The organism is Streptomyces sp. NPDC001443, from assembly GCF_053597355.1.
The window spans coordinates 40,908-53,523 of the sequence record NZ_JBSFIA010000051.1 but is presented as its reverse complement, the minus strand read 5'-3'; the positions used below and the strand labels follow the sequence as shown (position 1 = coordinate 53,523).

General features: G+C 69.5%; 13 protein-coding genes and 1 pseudogene. 4 read left to right on the top strand and 10 right to left on the bottom strand.

Annotated elements, in window-relative coordinates:
- Together ACWC24_RS36895 and ACWC24_RS36890 are read left to right on the top strand one after the other, a co-directional pair.
- The coding region (locus ACWC24_RS36895) for a DUF6924 domain-containing protein (protein WP_450667279.1) at positions 1–258 on the top strand (258 nt) is incomplete at its 5' end.
- A gap of 217 nt (positions 259–475) precedes the next feature.
- Positions 476–1,270 (top strand): leucine-rich repeat domain-containing protein, encoded by a 795-nt coding sequence (locus ACWC24_RS36890; protein WP_450667278.1) that lies wholly within the window; start codon positions 476–478, stop codon positions 1,268–1,270.
- 172 nt (positions 1,271–1,442) lie between these two features.
- Here ACWC24_RS36890 and ACWC24_RS36885 read toward each other — a convergent pair whose 3' ends face one another.
- A complete protein-coding gene (locus ACWC24_RS36885) occupies positions 1,443–1,961 on the bottom strand; it encodes a DUF2716 domain-containing protein (protein WP_450667277.1) in 519 nt (172 codons plus the stop codon).
- 310 nt (positions 1,962–2,271) lie between these two features.
- Here ACWC24_RS36885 and ACWC24_RS36880 point away from each other — a divergent pair, with 310 nt between their 5' ends.
- A complete protein-coding gene (locus ACWC24_RS36880) occupies positions 2,272–3,681 on the top strand; it encodes a hypothetical protein (protein ID WP_450667276.1) in 1,410 nt (469 codons plus the stop codon).
- Between the two features lie 827 nt (positions 3,682–4,508).
- A pseudogene (locus ACWC24_RS36875) lies at positions 4,509–4,864 on the top strand (hypothetical protein); the annotation flags it as partial.
- Positions 4,865–6,116: 1,252 nt separating this feature from the next.
- Here the strand turns inward: ACWC24_RS36875 and ACWC24_RS36870 are convergent.
- The 9 genes from ACWC24_RS36870 to ACWC24_RS36830 form a co-directional block, all read right to left on the bottom strand.
- On the bottom strand, positions 6,117–6,560 hold the full coding sequence (locus ACWC24_RS36870; RefSeq protein WP_450667275.1) for an NUDIX hydrolase: 444 nt from the start codon (positions 6,558–6,560) through the stop codon (positions 6,117–6,119).
- Positions 6,557–7,213, bottom strand: a complete 657-nt coding sequence (locus tag ACWC24_RS36865; RefSeq protein ID WP_450667274.1) for a dTMP kinase — start codon at positions 7,211–7,213, stop codon at positions 6,557–6,559. The genes ACWC24_RS36870 and ACWC24_RS36865 overlap by 4 nt, the downstream gene beginning before the upstream one ends.
- Complete coding sequence (locus tag ACWC24_RS36860) at positions 7,210–8,748, bottom strand: B12-binding domain-containing radical SAM protein (protein WP_450667273.1); 1,539 nt, start codon at positions 8,746–8,748, stop codon at positions 7,210–7,212. Before ACWC24_RS36860 ends, ACWC24_RS36865 begins: the two co-directional genes overlap by 4 nt.
- Before the next feature lie 12 nt (positions 8,749–8,760).
- Positions 8,761–9,564 (bottom strand): hypothetical protein, encoded by an 804-nt coding sequence (locus ACWC24_RS36855; protein WP_450667272.1) that lies wholly within the window; start codon positions 9,562–9,564, stop codon positions 8,761–8,763.
- Between the two features lie 86 nt (positions 9,565–9,650).
- Complete coding sequence (locus tag ACWC24_RS36850; RefSeq protein WP_450667271.1) at positions 9,651–10,316, bottom strand: hypothetical protein; 666 nt, start codon at positions 10,314–10,316, stop codon at positions 9,651–9,653.
- A complete protein-coding gene (locus ACWC24_RS36845) occupies positions 10,310–10,714 on the bottom strand; it encodes a hypothetical protein (RefSeq protein WP_450667270.1) in 405 nt (134 codons plus the stop codon). Before ACWC24_RS36845 ends, ACWC24_RS36850 begins: the two co-directional genes overlap by 7 nt.
- A 413-nt stretch (positions 10,715–11,127) precedes the next feature.
- Positions 11,128–11,358, bottom strand: coding sequence for a hypothetical protein (locus ACWC24_RS36840; protein WP_450667269.1), 231 nt, complete (start codon positions 11,356–11,358; stop codon positions 11,128–11,130).
- A 191-nt stretch (positions 11,359–11,549) separates the two neighbouring features.
- Positions 11,550–11,717: a hypothetical protein gene (locus ACWC24_RS36835; protein ID WP_450667268.1), complete on the bottom strand. Its 168-nt coding sequence runs from the start codon at positions 11,715–11,717 to the stop codon at positions 11,550–11,552.
- Positions 11,718–11,967: 250 nt separating this feature from the next.
- Positions 11,968–12,492 carry a hypothetical protein gene (locus tag ACWC24_RS36830; RefSeq protein WP_450667267.1) on the bottom strand — a complete coding sequence of 175 codons (525 nt, stop codon included), beginning with the start codon at positions 12,490–12,492 and terminating at the stop codon, positions 11,968–11,970.
- Positions 12,493–12,616 lie beyond the last annotated feature (124 nt).

Genomic DNA, 12,616 nt, shown 5'->3' with positions numbered 1-12,616 from the left:
CTGGCCGTTGTCTTTCTCGCCGACCGTACAACCATGCAGGCCGAGAGCCACCCGCTGCTGGCGGTCACCACGCTGACGCGGGAGGAGTGCGTGGATGAAGAAGACTACGAACAATTGACCGAGTTCGGTCGCGATTTCCGCACTATCCCCGCAGGGCTCCACGACGTCCACGCGAACCTGAGCATCGGCAACCTGGGCTTCGAGGAGTACGCGGCATGGGCTCACGATGATCCCAAGGGGATCTACCGGTCCTTCTGAACGGGCTCACGAAACTGTGGACAGAGCCTCGAAATTGACCAGAGCCCCTCGTCGCTCCACTCGATCCGAAATTCAATGGAGTGGGGCATTTCAACGAGCGAAGTGTGGCGTTGTCGGCTGGCGCCGCCCGATCGTGGAGTGTGCGAGCCGTGCCAGCCAGTGTGTTCGCTGGTGTTCGGATGGTGTCGCGCGGACGCCGCATCCCTATCGTTGCGCCATGACGGACGAACAGCTCCCTGCACAGGTCTTCCCGAACCGTTTTCCCGAGGCGAAGGACTCCCCACCCGGGGCGCCGCAGGACCGCTGCCGCTGCTTCGACCAGGTCCGGCTGAGTCCGCCCGGCGCGGCGACGTCCTTCCACGCCGAGATCCAGGACACCAGTGCTCCGGGCTGGCTCCGGCTGCTGGAACTGATCGAAGAGGCGGCGGCCGACGGCCGGGAGGAGTTCCGCCCGCTGCCGGAGTTGAGCCCCGAGGAGCGGCGGCAGATCGTGACGCTGCCGGCGTCGATCGGGAGGCTGACGGCGGTGCGGACCCTTGTGCTGTACGGAAGCAACCTGGTCCGGATACCTCCGGAAATCGGCGAGATGACGAGCCTGGAGGAGTTCAGCCCCTACACCTCGCATCGGCTGCACTGGTTCCCGTACGAGATCACGCGGTGCGGTCGGCTGGCGAGCAGCACGGTGAGCACGCGCTCGATCTACGGCAACTTCAAGTACCGGCCGCCGTTCCCGCGGCTCCTCCCGTCCGGCGATACGGTCCTGGACCTCGACAGCCTGGCTCCCTTCCGCTGGGGAACCACCGCGGCCCGCACCTGCAGTGTCTGCACCGGGCCGATCTCGGCGACGGGCCCTCACCAGGTTTGGCTCTCCCAGGTGGTGGCGACCGACGTCCTGCCGCTACTGGTCAACGCTTGCTCCCAGGCGTGCCTCAACGATCTGCCACCTGGGGCGAAGGGTTACATCCCTACACCTCATCGGGGCGGTGCGATCGAACAGCCTCCGCCGCATTGACCATCGTCACCCGGGCCCTACAGTCCTTAGATAGCAGAGCTGGCGGCTGTCCTGGTACTGCGCCACCTTGCTGAGAAGTTCGACGCCGTGGACGCGCCGGCGGCCACGGACGCGCAACATTCGCCCTGCTGCGGGCACGTATCCTCGCGAGACCGTGAGCCCGGGCCCAGGCTCAGGCCGGGCCTACCGCCTTGCCTGACCTGCGGATCGGCGGGCCAAGAACCTTGTCGACTTCCGTGGCCGCGACGTCAAGAAGCTCCTCACCGAACAAGCAGAGAGACCCTTCCCAAGGGTGGCCAAAACTGCCGAAGCGGAAGTCCTCCGCAAGGAAGATGAAGTAGTCCCCGTCGGGATACGGGCTCAGCGGCCAGGCCGGTTGCCCAGGACCGCCGACCTCCTGCGGTGCGAAGCGATACGACGTGTGCTGCCAGTCGAGGGCGAACAGAGTGCCTGACGGGCCAACGCAGGAAGACAGCCCCTGCTCGACAACCGCGACCAGGCGGTCCAGACGCTCGTCACCCAGATCACCGTCAAGCGCAGCGAGGCTCCAGGTCACCGACGCGACGGGCTCCTCGATGGCCGGCCACTTGATCGGACTCACACTCGGACGGAAGCTGAAATCCTCGTAGAAACGGTCCCATACACGTCGGTACTCGACCTCCGGCAGCACGACCACGGGATCTCCAATCATGCGGCGATCCTACCGATCCGCCTGGTGGCCGCAGAAAGATCGTTCACGGAAGTGCGGACAGAACCGATTCCAAAGATCCTCATCATGGTCGGCCCGGCTATGAGCCCGGCCACGGCAGCTGGACGGCTCCGTTGCCGGATCGTGACCGATGGTCGGGGCTCGTGGCCGTCCCCTTGGTCGGGGCCGGCCGGTGAGCTGACGCGATGGAACACCCGCACGCCTCCACGCCCAGGACCACCGACCGCCCCACCGCGGCGGGCCAGGTGTGCTGCCGTGGGCACCGCCCGTGGCATGCGTCGGGAAGTCGGCGGTGAGCCGCTTCGGGGCCGGGATCCGCCGGGGCGTCATGGCGGCCGATCAGTTCACCCAGATCACCAACGCGCTGTTCCGTGACGCCGGGCTGTCGTTCAAAGCCAAGGGCCTCTTCGGGTACGTCAGTACGCACAGGAACGGCTGGCAGGTGACGGTCACCGACCTCGTCCGCCTGGGCCCGGACGGACGCGAAGCGGTACGCACAGGCCTGCAGGAGCTCAAGGTGCACGGCTACCTGGTCCGTGAACGTCTGCGCCGCCCGGACGGCACCCTGGGCGAGATCGTCTACTGCATTACGGACCGCCCGGCCGCCTTGGACGTCGCGCTGTTGGAGGCCGACTTGGTGGGGACGGCCCCCGGGGCCGAGCACACCGGCGGCCTCTTGGCAGGGATTTGCCGGGGCGTGATGGCGGCCGATCAGTTCACCCAGGTCGCCAACGGGCTCTTCCGCGACACGCAGCTGTCCTTCAAGGCCAAGGGCCTGTTCGGACTGCTGTCCACGCATCAAGGCGGCTGGCGGATGACGGTCGCCGACATCGCCCGCCGTGGCCGCGACGGTGACTCAGCCGTCAAGAGCGGGCTGAAGGAGCTGGCCAAGCACGGCTTCCTGGTGCGAGAACGCGAGCGCGGCCCAGACGGCACCCTCGGTGCGGCGGCGTATTTCATCACCGACCTGCCCGCTCTGCAAAGCAGCAGGTCACAACCAGAGTCGGTTTTTCCACCAGTGGATGACCCTACGTTGGCTGATCGGTCCACTAAGAACACCAACAGAAAGAAGACCAACAAGCAGAACACCAGAGCCCTCCGTCCGTGCCACGGCGAAGCGACGCGAACACCGGGACGGACAGACCAATCGGACACGCCGACGTCCCAGCCGGCCGTGCCTGCGGCGGATGAGATGCACCCGGGGATCCGGCTGCTGCTCGACCTCGCAGCGGCCCGCTCCGAGCTGCTGCTGACCGGGCAGGCCCTGACCGACCAAGGCCGCGTCGTGACCGTGATGCTGGAATCCGGCTGGAGCCGTGAACAGCTGCGGCACGTCATCGCCGCCCGGCCCCTGCCGAACCCGGTGCGCACCACGGTCGGCGCGATCATCGCGGCCCGCCTGCGCGCCGCCCAGGCCTACCCGCCGCCCACCCTCTCGGCCGGCCACCATGACGCACCCGTGCGGGACGACCCGCCGCCGCAGCCGATGAGCGGCTCCGCTGCCGCACGCACGGTGAGCGAGGCCCTAACCTACCGGGCCCTTACCGAATGCGCCGGCTGCGGCGCTCCCGCAACCGCCCCCGGCGAGGATCTCTGCCCGGCCTGCCTCGGCTGGCCGCGGTGCCGTACCTGCCCCGGCCCCACACCCCGGCGCGCTCACCCCGACGGCGACGGCCGCTGCACGACGTGCGCCTGCACCTGACCCACCAACCGGAAGGAAGCAGCCCGTGACCTACATCCGTCGCACACCACCGACAAGCGGCATTACCCAGCACCTGCACCTCTTCGAGGCTGACCCGGGCCGGTGGGAGGCAGAACACGCATGCGCCCTGCGAACCGGCCACGTCCGCGACCACACCTGCGCAGCCGAGTGCGAACCCGTGCTCGTCTACGAGCGCACCCGGTGGGGCTGGCTCGCCTGGACGATCCCCGGCGACGGCTCCCGGCCCGAACTCCCCCACCAGATCGCAGTCCTCACCCCATCGGCCACGCCCATACAACGCTTGGCCCTGCGCTGGCTGACCAGGCGCCCCGCCCGGCGCATCGGCCTGGCCCCCGGCATCCCCGGCTCGCTGCGCTTCACAGCCGTCGCGGTCGCGTTCTCAACCCTGATCGTCGGCCTGTTCGCCATGGCCGACGGCATCCCCGCCGATGTCGCCCTGCCAGCGATCGTGCTCGCGCCGCTGCTCGCCGAACGCCTCCCCGATCAGGTGGACGCCCGGGCCCGCGAACACGTCCGCAGCGTCGAAGGCGATGGCGCCTGCCGCTACCTCCAGCGACTCGCCGCCCTGCACACCACGCTCGCCCAGGCCGCAGCCGGCAGCGACCGCTACGAACTGCGCCGCTCGGCCGAGATCGGCCACAACCTGCTGTGGGACGCCGCCGGCCTGCTTCAAACCCAGGACACCCGATCGGCATCAGCCGGCCTCATCGTCCGCGAACGGCTGATGCTCCAGCTCGCCGACCAGGTCGCCCACATCCTCAAGCACGCACCCGCCCAGGCCGAGCCTGACCACACCTCCCAGGCACCCGCTGCCCAACCCGGTGCGAACCTCCGTCGGCGCGATCACCGCCGCCCGGCTCCGCGCCGCCCAGGCCTACCCGCCGCCGTCGCCCGCCACGATGCGGCCTCACTGGACGAAGCACTGGCGGACGCGACCAGAAAGCGGTCATCGACCGCGGCCGCCGCCCGCTCCGTGACCCAGGCCCTCACCTACCGGGCCCTCGTCGAGTGCGCCGGCTGCGGCGCTCCCGCCACCGCCCCCGGCGAAGACCTCTGCCCGGCCTGCCCCGGCTGGCCGCCCTGCCGCACCTGCCCCGGCCCGACCCGCAAGCGAGCCCACCCCGACAGCGACGGCCGCTGCACCACGTGCGCCGGCGCCTGACCCACCAACCGGAAGGAAGCAGCCTGTGACCGACACGCCCCGCACCCCACCGCCGCCCGCAGCCGCACCACTGCCAAGTCCCTGCGCCCTTGGCCCGGGCCGACGGGAAGCGGAACACTCCCACGCCCTGCGCACCGGCTCCGCCGGCGACCACACGTGCACGGCCGCCTGCGAACCCTCACTCGCGGACGAACACACCCGGCGGGACCGGCCCGCCCAGAACGTGCCCGCCGACAGCCTCCCGCAGAAACGTCCCCACACCACCGGCGCCCTGCCGTCGGCCACGACACTCACCGGCCCCCTGGCGATGCGCCCACTCACCCGGCGCCCCGCCCCGGCGACACCGATCCCCGGCCCGCTTCGCTACACCGCAGCTGTCCTGGCCCTCATCGGCTGCGCCGCCGTCCTGCACGCGGCCGGCTACGGCATACCTGCCGGCATCGCCTGGCCCCTGGCCCTGCTGGCCCCGCTGCTCCCCAGGCACCTGCCCCACCGACGGGGCGCCCGCACCCGCAACCGCGATCACACCCTCAGCGCCCCAGGCGACACAGCCCGCCGAGACCCCCAGCGCCGCGCATCCCCGCACCCCTGCCTCCCGCGATCCGCCACAGGCAGCGACCGCCCTGAGCCGCGCCACGCGGCCGAGACCGGCCGGCACCCGCAGCCGAACGCAGCCGGAAGGCCCCAAACCAAGAACACCCGCTCGGCCCCGGCCCCGCTCCCCGTCTGCGGGCGGCTGATGCCCCAGCTCGCCGACCAAGCCGCCCAGACGCTGAAGCACACCCACACCAAAGACGCCCCAGCCGACACAGAGCAGCCCCGCGCGCACGAGCACCCGTTAGGCCGCAACCCGCCGCCCCGCCTCACGCAGGAAGCCCGGCTGGCACATCCAGGCGCTCGTGCGCCGCGTCCACGGCGGATCGGCCGCCGAACGAGACCGGCAGCCTGGCCCTGCCGTGGCTGACCAGGCGCCCGCCTGGCGCATCGGCCTGGCCACCGCATCCCCGGTTCGCTGCGCTCCGCAGCCGCCGTAGTGGTGCTGTCGCGGTCGTCACACCGTTCCTGCAAGTCGCTACGGGATTGACATCGAGGCCAACACCCTTTCGCTGCTCGGAGAACGTCAACGGCCGTGATCTGTTGCCCCCAGGCTCTACGCAGACCTGTCCCAGGGGCGCTTGCGGTAGGGGACTGCCTCTTCCCGGCCGGACGGTATGTCTGGCCGGGAGAAGTCTGTGTGGAACCTGTGGTGTCTCTACTGCCAGCCGTGCAGCGTCAGGGCGCCGGTCTGGGCGAGGCAGCCGTGCAGGCCCGCCCCGGGGTAGTCGATGATGTCCTCGGGGAGGTCATGGTCGGCGAACCACTGGAGCGCAAGGCACTTCTCCGGCTCCTTGTTGCGGGGTGTTCCCTGCCATCGGGTGGCTACGAAGAAGAACCCGATGCGTTCGGATCCGTCTTCCTGCCGGTGGTGTACGACGTGCCGCAGTTCCAGATGCTCGGGGTCGACCTTGACGTCGGTCTCCTCGAGCAGTTCACGAGCTGCTCCGACGGTGAGGGGTTCGCCCTGGTCGAGCTTGCCGGAGGGCAGATGCCACCGTCCATAGCCGTAGGGGCCGCCTCTCTGTGACAGCAGGATCTTGTCGCCGTCGCGCAGGAGAACGTGGGTGTCGATGGTGGGCTGTGCCGGGTGTCCGCTCATGATTCCTGGGGGGTTCGAGTCGCTGAAGCATCTGACGGTAGTGGGAAGGCGGGGAGCGCGTCGGCGATTCGGTGCGCGACCTCCGATGGGGTGATGCCGGTGCTGTCGATCATGAGTACCTTGGACCCGAGGTCTTCGAGGATGTTCGCGGCGTCGCGGTACAGCTCGACTTCCCGGGTGGGCGCTGCGGGATCGGCCCTGAAGCGGTGGGTGACGCCGGCCTGGGCGATACGGTCCGTGATCGCGGCCGGGGAAGCGGTCAGGATCACCGCCAGATCGGGCTGCGGCGCGTAGCCGTTGAGCAACGTCAGGAAGTCCATCGGTACGCCGTCGAGCCGCTGAAGGACGAGCGTAGATGCCATGTACCGGTCGGATATCAGCAGCCGGCCACCCCTGAGCGCGGGCTCGATGGTGGTCTCGATGTGCCGGTAGCGTGCGGCTGCGACGAGGCAGGCTAGGGCCAGGCCGTGAAGCTGGCCGCCGTGCGTGCGGGTGAAGTCCCCGAGGAAGTCCCCGCGGGGCGGCTCGACCGTCCACTGGGCTGGGACGTCCCGCGCGGCAAGCCAGGCTCGTAACTCCCGGATGGTGGTGGACTTGCCCACGCCGCTCGGTCCGTCGATCGAGACGAAGAAGCCTTTGCGGTCCCCGCTCATGCGGCTTCTCCCATCCCGGCCTGGTTGCGTTCGTGCTGCTCCCGGGTGAGCATCGCGAGCGTGGAACGGATCTCGGGCAATGCCACGTCACCGAACTGGATGCCTACGGAGAAGTTGAACTCGTCGCGCTGTCGCATGGACTCGTCGGCACCGTTCTGGGTGAGGTCGACGTCGCCGTAGGCGAGCAGGTTGTCCGGGTCGTAGCCGTCTTCGGCGGTGAGGGTCGTCCACACGGGCGTGCCCGGGTAGGGGCGGAACTCGAAGACGCTGGCGCGGATGCTGCCGCAGTGCTGGTCGGAGATGGCCCACAGATTGCGGATGTGCCGAACGGTGGCGTCCAGGTCCGCTTTGGTCTCGCCGGGGAAGCCGAGGATGAAATACCCCTTCACGCCGATGCCGTGGGAGACAAGGCGGCGGGCGACGCGTTCAGTCATCTCTGCGTCGATCCGCTTGTCCATCGCGGCCAGGATGCGGTCGCTGCCGGATTCGATGCCGAGGGCTACCTCGCGCAGCCCGTTGGTGACGAGACGGTCCAGGTCGGTGTCGGTGAGCCGGTTGAGCACGTTGATGCGGCCGGTGGCGTCCCACACGTACCGGTCCCCGATCTTGTGGCGGGTGAAGGCCTCCATCTGTTCCTCGATGACCCTGCCGACGCCGAGGAACAGGTCGTCGACGAAGCGGAAAGCGGTCACGCCGTACGCATCGTGGAGCTGGTCCAGCTCGCCGATGATGTTCTCAGGCGAGCGCACGCGGATCGTGAGGTCCGGGTTCGCGGAGACGGCAGCACCGCAGAAGGTGCAGTTGTAGGGGCAGCCCCGGCTGCCGACGATGTTGGCCTCCCAGTGCCCTTGGGGGCTGATCCCGGCGAGCCAGGGCCGTTCGCCGACGAGGCGGAGGTCGGTTGCCGTGGGCGCGGCCTGGTAGGGGTCCTGGGGGAGAAAGGCGCGGTTGACGTACGGCAGGCTGTCGATGTCGGGGCCCAGGAGTGCCGCGCTGGTCTTGGGGTCGGCAATGCCGGCAGCCCGGGTGCCGAGCAGGTGGTCGCGCCACAGGACGCCCGGCAGGGTGCGGCGGTTGTGTTCGTCCTCCAGGAGGGCGGCGACGCGTAACTCTCCCTCACCGAGAACGAGGGCGCGCAGGTGGCGCATTCGCAGGTCGGCAAGGACCCGGTCCGGCATGGCCTTGGCGTGGTGGCCGCCGACCATGAGGGCGATATCAGGATCGAGCAGGTCGGCGATCTTTGCGGACATCTCGTAGGTGGGGGCGAGGAGGTTCATGGCGGCCCAGCGGGGCGCGGCCTCATTGACGATCCGGGCAGTCGCCTCAACGCCCAGACCATGGGCTTCGGCGTCGAGCACGCCGACGTTGTAGCCGTGCTGCTGGGCGTAGGTGGCGATGTACGCCATGCCGAGTACGGGGAGCGTGTAGTCGTTGGTCCGGGGCCGCAGGGTGTAGTCACGCAGCGGCGCGTTGATGAAGAGGGCATCCAGCGGGTGGCGGTCGTCGGCGCCCGCGATCAGCGGTAACTGCTGCATACGTCCTCCAGGTCATCGGGTGTGCGCCCCCCAGGTGAGGGTCGCGAGGGTGAGGGTGTGCAGAGCGGTGCGATCGGTCCCGGCCCAGCCGGTCCACAACGGGCCGAATGCCTTGTCTTCCTTGTCGGGCCAGGCGTAGGTGGGGGCGATCTTGGCGGCCCAGGTGCGGACGGCCAGATCGTCGTGCGGGTAGGCGTGGAAGTCGCCGGTGTAGTCCGTGGCGGCCGCGGCGGCGGTCCATGGTCCGATGCGCGGGATGCGGGTGAGTGCGGCGGCCAGGGCGCCGACCTTCAGGTGCTCCCACTCGCTGTGATGCTGCTCGTAGTGCGTTGCTGCGGCCGTCAGGGCGGTGCGGTGGAACTTTGCGCCGACGGCGGCGAACTGCTCGTCGGCCAGGGCGAGGACTGCGGCTGGTGCGGGCGCTACGGCGAGTGCTCCCCGAGGGCCTTCAACAGTGGTGCCGTAGGCGCTGCACCAGGTGCGGTACACCTTGCGGGCCTGGTCAGCGCGGACGACCTGCCGCAGGATCGCCGTGGTGATCGCATCCCACAGCCACGGGTTCGCCAGGCGCCGGGTAACGCCGAGCTCGGCAAGGTTGTCGCGGAGGGCGGCCGGGGCGGCGGGCGGGAGGTGTACAGGGTCGGTGCTGACGAACTCGGGCTTGACGTCTTCGGTTCCGTCGACGCACGCCAGGTGCAGGCCGTCCCGGTCGTGTGACAGGGTCCAGATGCCGGAGGCCGTACGGACAGCACGCGCGCGTGTGCCGCCCTCGTACGTCTGCCAGGCGGGGTGATCGACGGTCAGAAGGTTGCTCATCGGTTGCTCCTCGGTGTGCCGGATGTGCTCGCCGTAGCCTCTCGCGTCACTGCCGTACGACGCGCCGCGGCCACAAAATTGCGACGTCAGCCGATGAGGTCATGTTCGATCAGGTAGGTGCGCATGTTCTGGTACTCGGCGAGGGTGCACGGCCGGGACTCCTCCGGTGCATCCCCTGGGACGGCGGCCGCCGGCCAACTGCCTGGCGGCGGCATCAGCTCCTCGGCCGCGTGAGACAGGTTCTTGCGGCGCGGGCCGCGCACGAACAGGGTGACCGTGCGGGGCTCCATTACGGCCTGGTGCACCATCGACTCGCCAAGCGAGTAGGCACTGCCGGGCCGCTCGACGGTCACGATGGCTGGTTCCAGGTCCGCGCCGGTGAACGGCCCCTCCCAGCCGTTGGTGCGGCGTCGTACGACGTGCACGTAACCGCCGGTGAGGATCCGGGTGGCGAAGGCATAGCAGTGATCGTGCGGTACGAGCTGATTGTCTGGCCGGGGGTTCATGTTCAGCCGGATTTCGAACCCTTGGTCCGGGGCTTGGTACAGCGACAGCCGGTTGAGCAGCATGGTGACGCGGCTGGCGGCCAGGCGGTCCGGGTCGTGCAGGACGTTGTTGACGAGCCTGGTGAGCAGCTTCCGATCATCGGCGAGACGGTCGAGCACAATGCGGCTGATCCGCTGGAGGGTGCGCAGACTGTCGCTGTCCAGCGGTGGCACGGCATCCAGCCACGAGGCCGGCGCGCTCAGCACGGTCCGCCTGCCGGGGCGAGAGAGGCCTGCTCAAGGTACTGGCGGGCCCGCCGGGCGAAGGAGGTGTGTGCCGCGTCGGACAGGGGCCCCTCGCGGTCGGTCACCGGCTCTGTGGTGGCGAGGACCTGCACGGTGGCCGCGGTCCCCCGGGTCGCGCACAGCGTGTCCGGGTGCACGGTGAAGAACTCCCCAGCACTGAATACGCGGACGTACTGCGGGCGACCGCCCTGCGCGTCGTCCGGATGCCGATACATCTCCAGCGTGGTGACGCTGGCCACCGCGAGGACCACGGCCGGTACGTGCACTCGCCAGGGCGTCATAGCGCGGGTGTCCGAGACGCGCAGGTAGACCGTCGAGGCGTCTGGCGTCTGGAGCGGCAGGTATGCGTAGCCGTGCACGCGGAACGACTCCTTCGAGCCGGACGCGCTGGTGCCAAGGAGCAGCAGGACGCGAGAGGCGAGGGGAGAGAGCCAACCCGTGGCGGCCGACACGGTGATGTCAGGGATGTGGATGGGATCACGCTCCTGCGCCAAGAGGCGGCTGACGAATTCCGGGAGGACGGCATCCACTTGGTAGCCCCTTCAGATGAGTTCGAATGGTGTGTAGACGGCGCTGGGGCACGTCGGGGGCGTAGCCCCAGCGCCGTAGTTCCGCCCGTGCCGACTGCCTAGGTCAGGTGCGGGCGGAGCGTGGTATCTGACCGGTGGCCCGGAAGCCGTGCCATCCAGGCACCGGACAGACGCCAGGGGATGGCTGCGGTTGCTGAACGGGTGCCGCATCAGAGCGGCGCCCCCTGTCGGCGTCCCGAGCGTCATCGGCATATCTGCGCTCGGGACGCCGAGGTCTCGATGCCGGCTTCGGTGGGGGCGAGGACGGTGCACTGGGAGAGGGAGGCGACCAGTTGGTTGCCGATCACCCACTTCGTGGACCAACTGGTCGTGAGGTACACGTCGGCTTTTCCTGCGTAGAGCCCGAAGGGGCCGTGGTGGTAGCGGTGTCCGTAGACGGCGTCCGCGATGACTTCGGCGACTCGTACGGCCACCGCCCCCTTGCGTCGCAGGTGCGGACATAGGCGAGCAGCGACCGGCAGGCACGACGAGCATACCGGCGGATGTGTCGTCATCTCCCCTTCCGGCCAGGTCGGGCCGCTGCCGCGCTCGTCTTCCAGCAGCCACAGCCAGCCTTGCTCGTCGCGGTCTGCGGGTCCGCCGCAGACCTGGCATAAGCGTCTGTTCATGGCGTGCCGCTGTCGGGGCCGTGCACCTCGCTCCACAGCGGCTCGCCCGCCCCGCGGCCGTGTCCCCAGCATTGCCACAGCACATCGTCGTCCTCGGTCCGGCGTGATGCCGGGCCGGGGAAGGTGATGCCGCTGAGCGTGGCCACGGGGGTCGGTTGCGTCACTTTCTCCCTGGTCCATGGGGTGATGTACGGGACGGCCCCTGTGCGCGAGGAGTTCGGTCATGGCTCTCTCTGGAATGGCGGGCGGAGAGGTGGAAGGCGCCGGCCGTGCGTGACGGGGGTGGCATACGCACGGCCAGCGCCGCTCTGGGCGGCCTGCAGGCCGGACACGATCACGGGTCTGCCGGCCGGAGTACCGGCCCGTAGCAGGCCGGCGACGGGTCTGCCGGTCCGGGGCGAGACCGTGGGCAGATCAGGTGATGGTGCACAGGGTTTCTGCGAGGAGTTCCTCGTGCGGAGCCGGCCCGGGCCGGAACTGGTCGAGAAAGTCCCGCAGCGGCACGGGCGGTACGAGGCGGTCGCCGCGGCACGGGCGCAGCCAGTACGGGCCCGGGGCTTCAGTCTGTGTCATGGGCGGCAGGGCAAGCTGGTGCGGCCGGCCCAGACACAGGCCGTACCGGTGCGGACCCCAGGTGTCGCTGGTTCCCGGCGGTACGAGCCAGATGAGCCATTGCCGGTGTGGGTCTTCGATCACCGGGCCGCAGGCGTCGAGCTGACCGTGGCCAGCGTGCTGCACCTGGTCCAGGAGGTCCATCACAGCGTAGGCCTCGGGGCAGGAGGCGGTGACGACGATGTCGAAGAAGCGGCCGCCTAAAGGTAATTGGAGCACCCGGCTCTGCTGGAGGTCCATCAGGTTCCGCACGCGTGCGGCGAGGTCGCTCATGTCCGTGGCGACGTCGTCCGCCGGGATGGTGTGGGGGCGCGTGGAGAAGTCCACGGGTGCTGCTGGCGCGCGTTCTGCCGGGTTCGCCGAACGTTGGGGGAGTGGTGTGCGCAGGCTGGCACTGCTTCGGTTGTGGACAGGACGGCCCTGGTGCGTGAGGAGTTCGGACATGGCTCTC